The sequence below is a fragment of the Pseudomonas sp. HPB0071 genome, assembly GCF_000478505.2.
GTDB lineage: Bacteria > Pseudomonadota > Gammaproteobacteria > Pseudomonadales > Pseudomonadaceae > Chryseomonas > Chryseomonas luteola.
The window spans coordinates 3,089,977-3,105,922 of the sequence record NZ_KI517367.1 but is presented as its reverse complement, the minus strand read 5'-3'; the positions used below and the strand labels follow the sequence as shown (position 1 = coordinate 3,105,922).

18 protein-coding genes are annotated in these 15,946 nt (G+C 56.6%); 10 read left to right on the top strand and 8 right to left on the bottom strand.

From position 1 onward, the window contains the following. Positions 1-98: 98 nt before the first annotated feature. Positions 99-575 (bottom strand): CinA family protein, encoded by a 477-nt coding sequence (locus HMPREF1487_RS14535; RefSeq protein ID WP_010797424.1) that lies wholly within the window; start codon positions 573-575, stop codon positions 99-101. Between the two features lie 201 nt (positions 576-776). Here HMPREF1487_RS14535 and HMPREF1487_RS14530 point away from each other — a divergent pair, with 201 nt between their 5' ends. The 8 genes from HMPREF1487_RS14530 to HMPREF1487_RS14495 all read left to right on the top strand — a co-directional run bounded on the left by HMPREF1487_RS14530 (position 777) and on the right by HMPREF1487_RS14495 (position 7,000). Continuing rightward, positions 777-1,805, top strand: coding sequence for a LacI family DNA-binding transcriptional regulator (locus HMPREF1487_RS14530; protein WP_010797422.1), 1,029 nt, complete (start codon positions 777-779; stop codon positions 1,803-1,805). 63 nt (positions 1,806-1,868) lie between these two features. Beyond that, positions 1,869-2,648 carry a sugar phosphate isomerase/epimerase family protein gene (locus HMPREF1487_RS14525; RefSeq protein ID WP_010797421.1) on the top strand — a complete coding sequence of 260 codons (780 nt, stop codon included), beginning with the start codon at positions 1,869-1,871 and terminating at the stop codon, positions 2,646-2,648. Further along, positions 2,641-3,570, top strand: a complete 930-nt coding sequence (locus HMPREF1487_RS14520; RefSeq protein WP_010797420.1) for a sugar kinase — start codon at positions 2,641-2,643, stop codon at positions 3,568-3,570. The genes HMPREF1487_RS14525 and HMPREF1487_RS14520 overlap by 8 nt, the downstream gene beginning before the upstream one ends. Positions 3,571-3,619: 49 nt before the next feature. Then, positions 3,620-4,924, top strand: coding sequence for an MFS transporter (locus tag HMPREF1487_RS14515; protein ID WP_010797419.1), 1,305 nt, complete (start codon positions 3,620-3,622; stop codon positions 4,922-4,924). A 12-nt stretch (positions 4,925-4,936) separates the two neighbouring features. After that, positions 4,937-5,923, top strand: a complete 987-nt coding sequence (locus HMPREF1487_RS14510; RefSeq protein ID WP_010797418.1) for a 2-hydroxyacid dehydrogenase — start codon at positions 4,937-4,939, stop codon at positions 5,921-5,923. Between the two features lie 60 nt (positions 5,924-5,983). After that, positions 5,984-6,196, top strand: a complete 213-nt coding sequence (locus tag HMPREF1487_RS14505) for a hypothetical protein (protein ID WP_010797417.1) — start codon at positions 5,984-5,986, stop codon at positions 6,194-6,196. A 238-nt stretch (positions 6,197-6,434) separates the two neighbouring features. Beyond that, complete coding sequence (locus HMPREF1487_RS14500; protein ID WP_010797416.1) at positions 6,435-6,671, top strand: DUF2171 domain-containing protein; 237 nt, start codon at positions 6,435-6,437, stop codon at positions 6,669-6,671. 131 nt (positions 6,672-6,802) lie between these two features. Next, entirely contained in the window at positions 6,803-7,000 is a 198-nt protein-coding gene (locus HMPREF1487_RS14495) for a hypothetical protein (RefSeq protein ID WP_010797415.1), read from the top strand. Between the two features lie 12 nt (positions 7,001-7,012). Here HMPREF1487_RS14495 and HMPREF1487_RS14490 read toward each other — a convergent pair whose 3' ends face one another. Next, positions 7,013-7,384 carry a YkgJ family cysteine cluster protein gene (locus HMPREF1487_RS14490; RefSeq protein WP_010797414.1) on the bottom strand — a complete coding sequence of 124 codons (372 nt, stop codon included), beginning with the start codon at positions 7,382-7,384 and terminating at the stop codon, positions 7,013-7,015. 274 nt (positions 7,385-7,658) lie between these two features. On the opposite strand from HMPREF1487_RS14490, the gene mutS reads away from it, so the two are divergent. Both mutS and fdxA read left to right on the top strand, forming a co-directional pair. Further along, positions 7,659-10,223 carry a DNA mismatch repair protein MutS gene (gene mutS, locus HMPREF1487_RS14485; RefSeq protein ID WP_010797413.1) on the top strand — a complete coding sequence of 855 codons (2,565 nt, stop codon included), beginning with the start codon at positions 7,659-7,661 and terminating at the stop codon, positions 10,221-10,223. Between the two features lie 69 nt (positions 10,224-10,292). Continuing rightward, on the top strand, positions 10,293-10,616 hold the full coding sequence (fdxA, locus tag HMPREF1487_RS14480; protein ID WP_010797412.1) for a ferredoxin FdxA: 324 nt from the start codon (positions 10,293-10,295) through the stop codon (positions 10,614-10,616). 252 nt (positions 10,617-10,868) lie between these two features. Here the strand turns inward: fdxA and rpoS are convergent, their stop codons facing one another. The 6 genes from rpoS to ispF form a co-directional block, all read right to left on the bottom strand. Then, the gene (gene rpoS, locus HMPREF1487_RS14475; protein ID WP_010797411.1) at positions 10,869-11,873 is read right to left on the bottom strand and encodes an RNA polymerase sigma factor RpoS; all 1,005 of its coding nucleotides are present in this window, start codon (positions 11,871-11,873) and stop codon (positions 10,869-10,871) included. A 105-nt stretch (positions 11,874-11,978) separates the two neighbouring features. Beyond that, the gene (locus tag HMPREF1487_RS14470; protein ID WP_083603041.1) at positions 11,979-12,800 is read right to left on the bottom strand and encodes a peptidoglycan DD-metalloendopeptidase family protein; all 822 of its coding nucleotides are present in this window, start codon (positions 12,798-12,800) and stop codon (positions 11,979-11,981) included. 160 nt (positions 12,801-12,960) lie between these two features. Further along, positions 12,961-13,596 (bottom strand): protein-L-isoaspartate(D-aspartate) O-methyltransferase, encoded by a 636-nt coding sequence (locus HMPREF1487_RS14465; protein WP_167517287.1) that lies wholly within the window; start codon positions 13,594-13,596, stop codon positions 12,961-12,963. A 38-nt stretch (positions 13,597-13,634) separates the two neighbouring features. Continuing rightward, positions 13,635-14,384 (bottom strand): 5'/3'-nucleotidase SurE, encoded by a 750-nt coding sequence (surE, locus tag HMPREF1487_RS14460; RefSeq protein WP_010797406.1) that lies wholly within the window; start codon positions 14,382-14,384, stop codon positions 13,635-13,637. Continuing rightward, on the bottom strand, positions 14,372-15,430 hold the full coding sequence (truD, locus tag HMPREF1487_RS14455) for a tRNA pseudouridine(13) synthase TruD (protein ID WP_010797405.1): 1,059 nt from the start codon (positions 15,428-15,430) through the stop codon (positions 14,372-14,374). Before truD ends, surE begins: the two co-directional genes overlap by 13 nt. Then, positions 15,427-15,900: a 2-C-methyl-D-erythritol 2,4-cyclodiphosphate synthase gene (gene ispF, locus HMPREF1487_RS14450; RefSeq protein ID WP_010797404.1), complete on the bottom strand. Its 474-nt coding sequence runs from the start codon at positions 15,898-15,900 to the stop codon at positions 15,427-15,429. The genes truD and ispF overlap by 4 nt, the downstream gene beginning before the upstream one ends. Positions 15,901-15,946: the final 46 nt, after the last annotated feature.

Sequence of the window (15,946 nt, the reverse complement as noted above, 5' to 3'; positions counted from 1 at the left end):
CGCAAGAAGGTAGGCCAGACGGCCGTGGAAAGCACTGTATATGTGAACAGTATTAAAGCATAAGAAGGGCTCGCTGGCTACCTTTCGATGCGATTTTCTCATGTCGAAATTCGCAATAATCCTTCCAATGCAGCCACAACGGTCTGAGCCCTGACAGCAGCTCTGTCGCCAGGAAAAAAATGTTTCTCGCTATAGATGTCAGAGCCGTTTCCCCACGCCAGCCAGACCGTCCCGACAGGCTTTTCTGGAGAGCCGCCACCCGGGCCTGCGATACCACTGACCGCAACAGCGAACCGGGCCCCGCTGCGTGCCTGCGCCCCACGTACCATGGCCTCGACAACCGCCTGACTGACAGCGCCTACCTCCATAAACAAGTGATCCGGCACATCCAGCTGGGCCGTTTTCTGGGCGTTGGAATACGTCACAAATCCCGCTTCGAACCAGGCAGAGCTGCCCGCTACGCGGGTAATGGCTTCGGCAATACCGCCGCCGGTGCAGGACTCGGCAGTTACGACCTGTGCCTTCAATGCCGATAACCGTTTGCCCAGCTCAGCTGATAACTCATCGATAGTCATTGTGTGGCCCTGAGAAGATGGCGAGGCGAAACCTTTATTGTACAAGGTTGTGAGCTTTCTATATGAGGGCTGCCGCTCGTCGGTTCAAGCCAGGCGTACTCTTGCCAAGCCACAGAACAAAATGGTTTTCTGAAACCGGTTTCAAAGCCTGTCGTTCCATAGACAAGAACTCCACAATATTAGGGAGCAGGCCCATTGGATATGCCTCTTCAAAGCATGCGGCCGCCGCGTGCCACTATCAATCAGGTCGCTCAGGAAGCAGGCGTTTCCAAGGCGAGCGTTTCTCGCTATATCAGCGGAGACAGGCAACTCCTATCAGATGCGCTGGCGTTGCGCATCGAGCTGGCAATCGAAAAGCTTGGCTTTCAGCCTAATCAAATGGCGCGAGGTCTTAAGCGCGGCCGCAGCCGGCTTATCGGTATGCTGGTAGCCGACATGCTCAATCCCTATTCCGTTGCCGTCATGCATGGCGTCGAGACGGCCTGCCGTCGGCATGGCTATTCTCTCATCGTATGTAACACTGATCGAGATGACCTCCAGGAAGAGCGCCACCTGAATGCGCTTCAGTCCTATAACGTGGAAGGCTTGATCGTCAACACGCTGGGTCACCATCCCCGAGAGCTTCAGCAACTGCATCGAGAACTGCCCATGGTATTGCTTGATCGCAAGCTGGATGGTCTGGATGCTGATCTCGTTGGGCTGGATAACACACAGGCCATTCGGTTGGGTCTTGAGCATTTGCTTGAGCGGGGCTACCGCGACCTGCTCATGGTGACCGAAGATCTGGACGGAACCAGTTCACGAGAAGAGCGCGCCCGAACCTTCATTCACTACCTGTCGCCCCGCGCGGGTGTGCGAGGGCGCGTCAGCTCCTCCGCCGGTTTCAGCGCTGCGCTACTTGAGCAGCTCGCGCATTTTCTCTCCGATACCAATCATGGTCCCAAAGCCATCATGGCGGCGAACGGCATTGCCGCGCTCGCTGTGACAAAAGGCCTCAGGGAATTAGGTTACAGAACGTTTGAATCGGTTGGACTAATCGCCCTGGACGATCTTGACTGGTATCCATTGGTAGGCGACGGCATTACCGCCATTGCTCAACCAACCCATGCGCTGGGCGTAGCCGCATTGGAGTATCTGCTGGAACGCCTGCGAGGCGATGTGTCGAGCTCACGGACGCTGGCATTACCGGCCGAACTGGTGGTACGCGGCTCTACCCCGGCGCGACGTTAAAACAACAATGTGGGGGCGGCACACTGTGCTCGACCTTCAATGAAACCGGTTTCAGGAGGCGTTATGAAACCTGATGTCGTAGTGACTACTTCTGCCTTTGGTGCTGATGCCGTACGCGCTCGCGGTCAGGAAAATTTCCTTCCGCTGATAGCAGGAGCCGGCGCCAGTACCGTCGAGATACGTGACGAACTGTTCGATGACATGCGACCTGAGCTATCTGCCCTGGGTAACAGCATAGCTGCACAGGGACTGGAATGCGTCTACTCGGTCCCCATCGAGCTATGGTCACAAGGCGAGCATCAACCCACCCGTGAGTTACAGCCTGCGATGGTACGCGCCGCCCGCCTTGGAGCGCATACGCTCAAGATCTCCCTTGGCCACTTCACACCTTACTGTGACATGGAAGCATTGGGTCACATGCTGGACGCCAGCTCAGTGCGTCTGCTGATTGAAAATGACCAGACTCCGCAAGGGGGTCGACTCAAGGCCTTACAAACGTTTTTTGATGTTGTGCAGCGAATGAAACTGCCTATCGGCATGACCTTCGATGTCGGCAACTGGCACTGGCAGAACGAGCAACCAGAAACGGCCGCACAATTACTGGGATGTTACGTGGAGTACATCCACTGCAAGGCTGTTCGCGAGCGCAACGGCCGTCTTCATGCGATGCCCCCTGAAGCCGAGGATCTGAAACGCTGGGCGCGGCTATTTACTCATTTCAAGACAGGACTGCCACGCGCCATCGAATTTCCCCTGCAGGGCGACGTGGTTCGCGAGACCCAGCGTCATGTCGAGGCATTGGGCCGTCTTGGTACCACTCAGCAGGAGATGCACCATGCCTGATTACGACGTGCTGGCCTTTGGCGAGACGATGACAATGTTCGTGGCTGAAGAGCCCGGTGACCTGGCCAACGTCGAGCACTTCGGCAAGCGTATCGCCGGGGCTGACAGCAATGTCGCCATTGGCCTGACCCGTCTGGGTTTGAAAGTAAGATGGTTGTCACGGGTAGGCGATGACTCCCTGGGCCGTTTCATTCGTGCAACGCTTGAACGCGAGGGGGTCGACTGCAGCCGGGTTGCCATCGACCCCAAGCACACTACGGGCTTTCAGTTCAAATCGAGGGAAATCGATGGCCGTGATCCCATCGTGGAGTACTTTCGCAAGGGGTCAGCCGCCAGTCACCTATCGATAGAGCATGACTTCGATGACGCCCTACTGGATGTTCGCCATGTACATGCGACGGGTATTCCACCCGCCCTTTCAGATTCGCTTCGCGAACTGACCTACCACTTGATGAACAGTGCACGCCAGCAGGGCCGTAGTGTGTCCTTTGATCCCAACCTGCGTCCCTCCCTTTGGCCTAGCGAAGCCCGCATGCGTGAGGAGATTAACCGCCTCGCCAGTCTGGCCCACTGGGTACTGCCGGGCTTGGCCGAAGGCAGGTTACTTACCGGCTATGACACTCCCGAAGACATTGCTGCCTTCTATCTGAACCAGGGCGCCCAGGTGGTTGCTATCAAGTTGGGACCGGAGGGTTCCTACTACCGCACCCATGAAAGCGAGGGTCACGTTTCTGGCTATCCGGTGGAAAACGTCGTCGATACCGTCGGCGCTGGCGATGGCTTCGCAACCGGTTTTGTCAGTGCCTGCCTCGAGGGCCTGGATGTTTCCGCTGCCGTGGCCCGGGGTAACTGGATCGGTGCAAAGGCCGTACAGGTTATCGGAGATATGGAAGGTCTGCCCTACCGCCACGAGCTGCCATAACACCTGGACACCCCATGGACAACAACAATAAGCCCACAGGTATATCGTCATGAATGCAACCTCCTCCATTGCCACCCGCCGCTGGTGGTACATCATGCCCATCGTGTTCATCACCTACAGCCTGGCCTATCTGGACCGGGCCAACTATGGATTCGCGGCCGCTTCCGGCATGGCTGATGACCTGGCCATTACTCCAGCCATGTCGTCGCTACTGGGTGCTCTGTTCTTTCTTGGCTATTTCTTCTTTCAGGTGCCTGGCGCGATATACGCTGAAAAGCGCAGCGTAAAAAAGCTGATCTTCTGGAGCCTGATCCTATGGGGCGGCTGTGCCACATTGACCGGCGTGATTCCAAACGTACAGGCCCTGATTGCGATTCGCTTCCTCCTGGGCGTGGTTGAGGCAGCGGTCATGCCGGCCATGCTGGTTTATCTCTGTCACTGGTTTACCCGTGCGGAGCGCTCCCGGGCCAATACCTTTTTGATCCTGGGTAATCCCGCAACCATTCTCTGGATGTCGGTCGTCTCGGGCTACCTGGTGCATACCCTCAACTGGCGCTGGATGTTCATCATCGAGGGCTTTCCCGCCATTATCTGGGCCTTTATCTGGTGGCGCCTGGCCGATGACCGTCCCGCACAGGCCAAATGGCTGAGCACTCAGGAAAAGCAGGACCTCGAGAGCGCGCTTCAGGCTGAACAGGTGGGTATGAAACCCGTCAAGAATTACCGGGAGGCCTTTCGCTCGCCCAAAGTCATTCTGCTGTCTGCCCAGTATTTCTGCTGGAGTATTGGCGTATATGGTTTCGTGATCTGGCTTCCTTCCATCCTGAAACAGGCCGCTCAGCTGGATATTGTCGAGGCTGGCTGGCTATCCGCTCTGCCTTATCTGATGGCGGTCCTTGCCATGCTGGCGGTCTCCTGGATGTCCGACAAAACCCTCAACCGCAAACGCTTTGTGTGGCCGCCGCTACTGATCGCCGCCCTCGCTTTTGCAGGGTCGTTCATGCTGGGCACTCAACATTTCTGGTGGTCCTACACCTTGCTGGTTATCGCAGGTGCCTGCATGTACGCGCCTTACGGTCCGTTCTTCGCCATCGTGCCGGAGATCCTACCCAGCAACGTAGCGGGTGGAGCTATGGCGCTTATCAACAGCATGGGAGCACTGGGTTCCTTTGTTGGCTCCTACATCGTGGGTTATCTAAACGGTGTTACCGGTACTCCTGCTGCGTCCTATGTCTTCATGGGCAGTGCACTTCTCGTCTCTGCCGTGCTGACTATGCTCCTGCGTTCCGCTCCTACTGCCAGCCAGGAAACAGCCAAGAACGCACAGCCGATGCGTACGGCCACCTCTCACTGAACAGGACTGCTCATGAAAAAGCGTGTCATTGCCTACAAGAAATTCTCACCCGCGCTGACTGCTCGCCTGCAGGAAGCAGCTGAGCTGATCTATGTCGATGTAACCGGTACGCATGGTCTGGCACCGCTGGAAGACGCCTTGCCAGACGCGCACGGCCTGATTGGTTCCAGCGTCAAACTCAACGCTGAACTGCTGGACAAGGCACCTCACTTGGAAGCCATTGCTAGCGTATCGGTAGGCTACGACAACTATGACCTCGATTACCTTACCCGCCGCTGCATTCTCTTGTGCAACACCCCGGATGTACTGACGGAAACAGTCGCTGACACAGCTTTCGCCTTGATCCTGTCGACCGCCAGACGTGTGGTTGAGCTTGCGAACTATGTCAAGGCGGGAGACTGGCAGGCCAGCTTGGGGGAGCCCCTCTTCGGCAGTGATGTTCATGGCAAGACGCTGGGAATAGTGGGAATGGGCCGGATCGGATCGGCGATTGCCCGTCGCGGTCACTTCGGCTTTGGCATGACTATCCTCTACAACAGCCACTCACCCAAGCCGGATATCGAACGGGAGTTCGCCGCACAATACCGCTCCCTGGACCAACTACTGAGCGAGGCGGACTTTATTTGTGTCACCGTACCGCTAAGCCCTGAAACAACGCGGCTTATCGGGGCGCGGGAGTTCGCGTTATTAAAACCGGAAAGCTTTTTCATCAACATCTCTCGTGGCAAGGTGGTTGATGAGAAGGCCCTGATCGACGCGCTTCAAAAGCAGCAGTTCAAAGGTGCCGGTCTGGATGTCTTCGAAAAGGAGCCGCTTCCGGCAGACTCCCCCCTGCTGAACCTGCCCAATGTGGTCGCTACACCCCATATCGGTTCGGCAACCCATGGCACGCGCGAAGGCATGGCACGCTGCGCGGTCGACAATCTGCTGGCTGCCCTGTCAGGTAAGCGCCCGCCTGATCTGGTCAATCGGGAGGCGTGGGAACGACGTAGCCAGTAAAGGTGAATCCACCTCGCGAGCGGCTGTCCAATGTCTGTCGATTACATGAGGGAAACCACCATGGCTGCAAATAAAGAAGAAATTGCCGAACTGCTCCAGCAAGCCCGTATGCAGGCTGGCAAAGCGGCCGATCAAGATCAGCCTGCTTATTACCGTGATGCCTTCGAGGCACTTGCCCAGGCGATTGAAAAGCTGGCAGAGGCTGCAGGCGAGTCCCACCATGACAAAGTGGTTCGCGCCGTTGAAGAGTTTCAAGGAGATGAAGGCATCTGAATACCCTGCCAGACCATCCAAACGCCCGGATCATCCGGGCGTTTCTACATTCGAAACGCACCTTTCATCACGCAACCGTCATCCTACTTTCACAGCGCGGCAACCTCTGCGACCTCTCGTCGCACCCATGAAACATAGCGAAGCCTCTCCCTGTCGGACCTTGGGTAGGCACCTTGAATGGGCCTAAGCGAGTTGCTTGAGGGCAACTCACCCTTTCACGTCCCAACAGGAGAATGAAATGGTTGATGTAAACAGCATTAAAGAACACGCCGAAATCGTAGGATCCGATGGCCAGCACGTTGGCACAGTCGATCACCTGGAAGGCACTGATCGTATCAAGCTGACCAAGCAGGATCAGGATGCCAATGGCCAGCACCACTATATTCCGCTGTCCTGGGTGAAGTCTGTCGAAGGCGGCAAGATTCAACTGGTCAAGACGCGTGACGAAGCCGAGCGCTCCTGGCAGGCAGCCTGACCGGGTCATTACCGGTATGAGTGATTGCCGCTCATACCGGCCCCTCGATATTTATTCCCAAACATGATGATAGGCCGCCTCTAGAGCGGCGAATGGCATACACTTCGGACCGCCACCGACGGACGATCATCATGAATCACAACACCACCCTTGTTTTCATCATTCTGTTTTCAGCCATGCTTATCACAGGCTTCGCCAGAAATCAGCATCCTGTCGGCTTGGCCCTGCTATGGGCAGGCACATTGGGCATGCTGGGCCTGATCATCGCCATCATTACCCGCGCCCTTTCCATTTGCAGCCCCCTTGAAGCTTTTTTCCGCCTCTGTTGAAACGTCCGGCTATCAGGCCACGCGCTCAGGCGACTGATGAGGCTGCAACGGCGGCGTTAATGGAGGCAGGCCATAGGCTGCACGCGCAGCATCGCACCGCTCATTATGCTCACCATTGATCCATGAGGCTTCGAACTCACGGCAAGGGCTCGGTCGGCTCTCATACATGGTGCAACGCGTACCGCAGCCTACATCGCCCAATAGGCTGACGCAGCGTGCAGGTTTGGTATCAGTACCTACCATCGCAACGTGGTGAGGAGTAACCCCCACCGTCAACTCATCCGGCACCAGGCCACCGGCGGACCGGCATTCACCCCAGTAGAACGACACACGAAAAAACGCGCAGCAAGCACCGCAGTTAAGGCAAGGATTATCGGTCGACATGTTTGGCAGAACACCAGAAAAAACCGGACGAATGCCGGCGAGAGAAGCGTCATTTTATTCGCGGCAAAGCCGTTGTGAAGGGGGGTTGAGAGAAAATTTAGTACCTCCTGGACGATAGGCTGATAGCGTCTTTACCCATCAGTCACCCGCTTCCGGCTACCGCTTGGGTTTAACGCCTCAACAGCCTCCTACCCGGTGCTTTTTATCCGACGATACCGACAAATCCGGTAGAATTGTCGACCCTGTAAAACGACCCCGCGAGTGAATGACCTGTATGGAAAGCCTTTCCAACCATACGCCAATGATGCAGCAATACCTGAAGATCAAGCATCAGCACCCTGAGCAGCTGCTCTTCTATCGCATGGGTGATTTTTACGAACTTTTTTATGATGATGCCAAAAAGGCGTCCAAGCTGCTCGACATCACACTGACTGCCCGTGGCGCGTCGGCAGGCAAGCCTATCCCCATGGCGGGCATCCCCTTTCACTCAGCCGAAGGGTATCTGGCCAAACTGGTCAAACTGGGTGAGTCCGTAGTCATCTGCGAGCAGATCGGCGATCCGGCTACCAGCAAAGGCCCCGTGGAGCGTCAGGTCGTCAGGATTCTTACGCCTGGCACAGTCAGTGATGAAGCCCTGCTGGATGAGCGACGCGATAACCTGCTCGCCGCCATTCTAGGCGATCACAAACTGTTCGGTCTTGCGGTCCTGGACATCACCAGTGGACGCTTTGTTGTTCAGGAGCTATCCGGCTGGGAGCCGCTCATGGCCGAGATCGAGCGACTCAACCCGGCCGAGCTGCTTATTCCTGATGACTGGCCGCAGGGCCTACCTATCGAGAAGCGCCGCGGACTTCGCCGTAGAGCACCCTGGGACTTCGACTGCGACACGGCTGTCAAGAGTTTATGCCAGCAATTCGGTACGCAGGACCTCAAAGGCTTTGGCTGTGACAAGCTCAAACTGGGCATCGGTGCGGCTGGTAGCCTGCTGGCCTATGCCAAAGAGACGCAGCGTACTGCGCTTCATCACCTGCGCAGCCTGCATCACGAGCGCCTGGACGACACGGTCATTCTGGATGGCGCCAGCCGTCGCAACCTGGAACTGGATACCAATCTCTCCGGCGGCCGTGAGAATACACTGCAATCGGTGGTCGATCGCTGCCAAACGGCCATGGGTAGCCGCCTTCTGACTCGCTGGCTCAACCGCCCCCTGCGCAACCGCAGCGTCATCCAGGCGCGCCAAGACGCCATTACCTGCCTGTTGGAGCAATACCGCTTCGAACAGCTGCAACCTCAACTGAAAGAGATCGGCGACATAGAGCGTATCCTGGCCCGAATCGGACTGCGTACGGCTCGCCCGCGGGATTTGGCTCGTCTGCGCGACGCGCTCTCGGCGCTCCCCGGATTACAGCACGGCATGCAGGATCTGGTAGCGCCTCATCTCAACGACCTGGCCAAAAGCATCCAGACCTATCCCGAACTGGCGGATACGCTTTCTCGCGCTGTTGTCGACACTCCGCCAGCAGTCATCCGCGATGGCGGCGTCATCAAGCGCGGCTACGATGCCGAGCTGGACGAGCTACAGACCTTGAGCGAGAACGCCGGGCAGTTTCTGATGGATCTCGAAGCTCGGGAAAAGGCTCGCACCGGCCTTTCCGGCTTGAAAGTTGGCTACAACCGCGTCCATGGTTACTTCATCGAGCTACCCCGGATGCAGGCTGAGCAGGCACCAGCTGACTATATTCGCCGACAGACGCTCAAAGGGGCCGAGCGCTTCATTACGCCGGAGTTGAAGGCGTTTGAAGACAAGGCCTTGTCAGCCCAGAGCCGTGCACTGGCCCGTGAAAAGGTCCTGTATGAAGCCTTGATCGATAGCCTCATCGAACAGCTTGCCCCCCTTCAGGACACCGCGGCGGCCTTGGCCGAGCTTGATGTACTGAGCAACCTGGCCGAACGTGCACTGAACCTCGACCTCAATCGACCGAATTTTGTCGATGAACCCTGCCTGGAAATATCACAGGGCCGTCACCCCGTTGTGGAGCAGGTGCTGGATGCCCCGTTTGTAGCCAACGACCTGAACCTGAATAACGATACGCGGATGCTGATCATTACCGGCCCGAACATGGGCGGTAAATCCACCTATATGCGTCAGACCGCCCTGATCGTTCTCCTGGCACATATCGGTAGCTTCGTACCGGCAGCGGCGTGCCGCCTGTCCCTGGTAGACCGCATCTTTACCCGAATTGGCTCAAGTGATGACCTAGCAGGCGGGCGCTCGACCTTTATGGTCGAAATGAGTGAAACCGCCAACATCCTGCACAATGCCAGCGAGCATAGCTTGGTCCTCATGGATGAAGTCGGGCGAGGCACCAGTACCTTCGACGGCCTGTCATTGGCCTGGGCCGCTGCTGAACAGCTGGCCAAGCTGCGTGCCTACACTCTGTTTGCAACACACTACTTCGAGCTTACGGTTCTGCCAGACAACGAGCCGGTAGTAGCCAACGTGCACCTCAATGCCACTGAGCACAACGATCGGATTGTCTTCCTGCACCATGTTCTGCCCGGCCCGGCCAGCCAGAGCTACGGCCTTGCGGTCGCTCAACTGGCAGGTGTACCTAGTCAGGTCATCCAGCGGGCCCGTGAGCATCTGGCGCATTTGGAAAAGACCAGTCTGTCCCACGAAGCCCCGAAAACGATCAGCCAGGCACCTCAACCCATGCAGGCCGATCTGTTTGCAGCGGCTACGCATCCGCTGTTGGATGAGATGGAAAAACTGAATCCCGACGAGCTGACGCCACTTAAAGCGCTGCAGCTTATCTATGAATGGAAAAAGCGTATCTGACAACCCGATGACGGGGATTGGCCTAATACTGCTAAAATCCCGCGCCTAGCCGCCTGAGGAGTTCTAATAATGACTTTTGTTGTCACCGACAACTGCATCAAATGCAAATATACCGACTGTGTAGAAGTATGCCCGGTGGACTGCTTTTACGAAGGCCCCAACTTTCTGGTCATTCATCCAGATGAGTGTATCGACTGCGCCCTATGCGAGCCGGAATGCCCTGCACAGGCTATCTTCTCTGAAGATGAGGTACCGGAAAACCAGCAGGAATTCATAGAGTTGAACCGTGATCTCTGTGAAGTCTGGCCGAACATCACCGAGAAGAAAGAAGCGCTGGCCGATGCGGAAGAGTGGGACGGCAAGCCTAACAAGTTGCAGTACCTGGAGCGCTGATCAGGGCTTTAACCCAGCTATTCAGGCGCTGCATTTGTTGCACGCATCTAAAAGGGCGAGTTAACTCGCCCTTTGTCTTTGTTTATTCATCTGCCGAACCACGTTGCAACCCGCTCTCTTTCTCCGCTGCCTAGAGCATTAGAGAACCTCCCGTGACTCACCTCTGCCACCTCGTTATCACGTTGCCGATGGCTTTCGCGCGTTTATAAAAAAGCCCAACTCAACGTCGGGCTTTAGTGCCAATTAGAAGGCTTATTGAAACAACGAGTCGCTCGACAAGCCGTTACGCTCAAAAATCTCGCGCAAACGCTTTAGGGCCTCGACCTGTATCTGCCGTACCCGCTCGCGGGTCAGGTTGATCTCCTGCCCTACTTCTTCAAGCGTACAGCTTTCATGCCCGCGCAAGCCAAAACGCCGGACAACCACCTCACGCTGCTTGTCCGTCAACTCCGACAGCCATTGGTCAATGCTCTGGCTGAGGTCGTCATCCTGCAATAGTTCGCACGGATCGCTTGGCCTATCGTCGGTAAGCGTATCGAGAAGCGTCTTGTCTGAATCAGGCCCCAAAGACACATCAACAGAGCTGATCCGCTCATTAAGTCCCATCATCCGCTTCACCTCTTCCACTGGCTTTTCCAGCAGACAGGCGATCTCTTCCGGCGACGGCTCATGATCAAGCTTTTGCGCCAGTTCACGGGCAGCCCGCAAATACAGATTAAGCTCCTTGACCACATGAATGGGCAGACGAATCGTCCTCGTCTGGTTCATGATGGCACGCTCGATGGTCTGTCGGATCCACCAGGTCGCGTAGGTTGAGAAGCGGAAGCCACGCTCAGGATCGAATTTTTCTACCGCGCGAATCAGCCCCAGGTTGCCTTCCTCGATCAGATCGAGCAGGGACAGCCCCCGATTCACATAACGGCGAGCAATCTTCACCACAAGACGAAGGTTGCTCTCGATCATACGGCAGCGGCCAGCGGGATCTCCCTTTTGCGCCAATCGCGCAAAATGAACCTCTTCCTCAGGAGAAAGCAGTGGAGAGAAACCGATTTCATTGAGATACAACTGAGTCGCATCAAGCGCCCGGTTGTAATCGATATGCTTGGTTTGCTTGGACGTACGTGATTGAAGTGCTTTAGGCGCATCACCCAGTAGCTGTGATGCATCAAATGACCCTTCTTCGAATGAGACGGAAGTTTCCAGCAGGAGCACTTCGTCACTCATGTCAAACTCGGGTTCTTTTTTATTAAGCGCCATGATCAATGTCCCTTGCTTGAGTTCGACAACAAGCCCGGGCGTGATCAATCCCCCTGATTACGCCTGAACCCGTCCCCCTAGCGCTGGAACGGGTCAGACAACGAGTCAACGATTTGGCAAATATTGCAGAGGATCTACGGGTTTACCCTGCCGGCGAATCTCAAAATGCAGCTTCACCCGGTCGGTTCCTGTAGAACCCATCTCGGCGATTGTTTGCCCGACCTTGACCTGTTGCCCTTCCCGAACCAGAAGCCTGCGATTATGACCGTACGCACTGACGTAGGTTTCGTTGTGCTTGATGATGATCAGCTCACCGTAACCCCTTAACCCATTGCCTGCATACACGACGGTTCCACCGGAAGCCGCCAGAACAGGCTGTCCCAAATCTCCGGCTATATCAATGCCTTTATTCAAACTGCCGTTCGAGGAGTACCGGGAAATCAGTGTGCCCTTAGTGGGCCAGGCCCAGCCTGCAGAAGTCTTGGCAACCTCGACAGTTGGTGTAGTCGCCGGGGGCGCCGTTACCGGCGGAGGCGCAGCTGGAACGCTCTGCGCTACGGGTGGAGAGGCGGGTGCAGGCGTAGCCACAGGCGTGTTCGTACTAGCCGGAGCGGTGGAAACAGGCGCAGACGACACGGTTTGTACGGGTCTTCGAGAGGTAGTTGCGACCGTACTGGAGCTGCTGCCGCCAAAGTTGATTTTTTGGCCAACATGGATGACATACGGTGGAGAAATACCGTTATGAGCAGCAAGGCTTCGCCAATCCCATCCATTACGGGAGGCTATAGCGTAAAGGGTATCCCCCCGCCGAACGGTATATTGTCCTTTTGTAACACGGTATGTATTTGCCGAACCACCGGAGCGATCAACGACCTGTACACCTCGGGATGAGGAGCTGGAGCATCCTGACAAGACGAGACTTAGCATCAGAGCCACTACCAAGCTGATCCCACTACCGTTGCGAATCCCTCGCAGCCGGGCCTTAAGAAGCCTCACTCCTTCCCCCTTAGAAAGCTTGTACGTCAACGCAAGCCGAATTGGCCGCTGTATTGACCATTGCCAATGCTATCGTTCCCTGACGAAGGGGTCAGGCCAACGGTCCATTCAGAAGTGGAACAAAGCGCACAGAATCGAGCACTTGACGTGAAAAACCTTCTTCCTGGCGTTCGATCAACAGTAATTGCTGCTCTTCGCCCTCGCCTACCGGAATCACGAGACGTCCACCCGGTGCCAGCTGATCCAGCAAGGCTTGAGGCACTTCACGAGCCGCCGCTGTTACGATGATGCCGTTATAGGGAGCCAGAGCTGGCCAGCCCTCCCACCCATCTCCCCAACGAAATACGACGTTGCGCACATTGAGTTCGACCAGGCGCTCTTTGGCTCGGTCCTGCAGCGACTGAATACGCTCAACAGAGAACACACGCTCAACCAGTTGGGCCAGCACCGCAGTCTGGTAGCCGGATCCCGTACCGATCTCCATGACCTTGTCCAGCGGACCGGCCGCCAGCAGCAGCTCGGTCATGCGAGCCACCATGTACGGTTGAGAAATGGTCTGGTTATGACCAATGGGCAGTGCCGTATCTTCATAGGCACGGTGCGCCAGGGCTTCGTCGACAAACAGATGACGGGGCGTGCGTCGAATTACTTCCAGCACCTGCGCATTGGATAGGCCTTCCTCATAAAGCCTTTGAATGAGCCGTTCGCGAGTCCGCTGCGAAGTCATGCCGATCCCATGACGCTGCATATGCTCTTGCCCCTGATTCATCGAAACATCTCCTCTAGAACAGCCAGTCCGGCAAACCCTTCATGGAAGGTCCGATCCAACTGTAGCGGCGTAATCGATACGTAACCTTGCATCACCGCATGAAAATCCGTGTCCGGGCCGCTGTCTTCAGCATCACCCGCGACTGCGATCCAGTACCCTTCCTTACCCCTGGGATTAACGTCCCTGACCGGAGGCTTGGCACGTGCACGATGGCCCAACCGGGTCAGCCGCACCCCTTTAATATGTTCAAGCGGCAGGTTGGGTATGTTGACATTCAGCACCGTACGCGGCGGTAGATCAAACTGCGTATGGGCCTCGACCAGCTGCCGGGCGATTTGCGCAGCCGCCGGAAGATTATCCGGAAGCCGTGACAAGAGCGAGAAGGCAAAAGCCGGACGATCAAGAAAGCGACCTTCCAGTGCCGCTGCCACCGTTCCCGAGTATAGAACGTCATCGCCCAGGTTGGCGCCCAGGTTGATACCTGATACGACCATGTCGGGCGTATGCTCCAGCAGACCGTTGATGCCCAGATGCACACAATCGGTAGGCGTACCGTTTATACCAATATAACCATTAGGCAACCGTTGTGGATGCAAGGGACGATCCAGCGTCAAGGCGCTGCTGATTCCACTCATATCCGTCAATGGCGCTACCACGGTGCACTCGGCATAGTCGTCCAGCGCCGCATGCAAGGCAGCAATGCCGGGTGAAAGAACGCCGTCATCGTTGGCAATCAAAAGTCGCATGGAGTATCCGTCTGTCCTGCCGTGGCCAGCGAGACGAGCTCACGCACTACAACGGTAGCAAAGCAGCCAGCCGGCAAGACGAAATCAAGTTGCAGAATGTCAGGCTCGGGATAATGCCATGACAAACCGTTAATAGGGAGGCGAAGAATGCGCCGTTCATGCCGAAGCCCCGCATCAGCAAGCCAGGCGGGCAATCCGGCCGTATCGGCGGCTACACCCTGTTCTTCCTGTTGGACTGCGCCACCGGCAGGTGAGTCACCTTCTCCCCAGAGCGGGCCGGTAGGATGAAGGTCAAGTGCCGCCAGCCGGGGGTCGGAGCACTCTGCCTCCCCCGCAGGGAAAAAGCTGCGGCTGTCAGTGAAGGCCAACAGATCGCCAACCCTGGCCACATTCCAGCTTCCGGCGGCAACACGTTGCGCCAATACCTGATTGAACAGGTAGCTACGCGCTGCGGACAGTATGCGGGAACGGCGATTACGCTGTTCGGGCAGCGAGCCCTGCTGTGCGAAATGCCGCGCCTCGCCCAGGTTGCCACCCTCGTACCCGAAGCGTTGCAGTCCGAAGTAGTTCGGTACGCCTTCAGCGGCTATCTTGCTCAGCCGCTCCTCCAGCTTATCTCTGTCAGCCGCCAGCTCGGTCAGCCTGAGCGTGAATCCATTGGCTGCGTGAGCGCCGCGCTGAAGCTTACGGCGGTGCCTGGCCCGCTTCAGGATGCACAGGGCATCGCCTTCAGCAGCGCTGAGCTCAGGGTCGGTCTTTCCTGGAAGATGCAGGCTGAACCATTGACGCGTGAGCGCCTGTCGATCCTTGAGCCCTGCATAACTGATGGCCCGTAGCGGAACACCAGCCGCGCGCGCCAAACGACGTGCAGCCTCCTCTGTGTTGAGGCCTCGCTTCTCGACCCAAAGCCAGAGATGTTCACCCTCGCCTTCCAAGGGAATATCGAGCACCTCGTTCACCTGAAAGTCTTCGGCAGTCGCCTTCAATACAGCGGTACCACAGGCCGGTCCATGAGCCGTCGGGCCTAGCAGTTCGATTTCAGTCATACCGGAAGCAACAACGCTACTGCATGCACGGCAATGCCTTCCTCACGCCCGACAAATCCCAAGCGTTCTGTGGTGGTTGCCTTTACATTGACCTGATCAAGCTCAACCTGCAGATCTTCTGCAATCACACGACGCATGGCATCGATGTGAGGGGCCATCTTGGGAGCCTGAGCGATAATCGTGGCGTCGACGTTACCAACCTTGAAGCCCTTTTGCTGGACCAGACCCAACACATGACGTAGCAATGCTCGGCTATCGGCACCCTTGAACTGCGGATCGGTATCTGGGAAGTGCTTACCGATATCGCCCAGTGCAACCGCTCCCAGCAGGGCATCTGCCAAGGCATGCAGAACGACGTCACCATCCGAGTGAGCAACCAGTCCAGAAGTGTGGGGAATCTGTACACCGCCCAGCGTGATGAAGTTACCTTCACCGAAACGATGGACATCATAGCCGTGGCCAATTCGCATAAATAAAAACGCCCTGAAGGATCAGGGCGTCAATTCTACCGGGGTA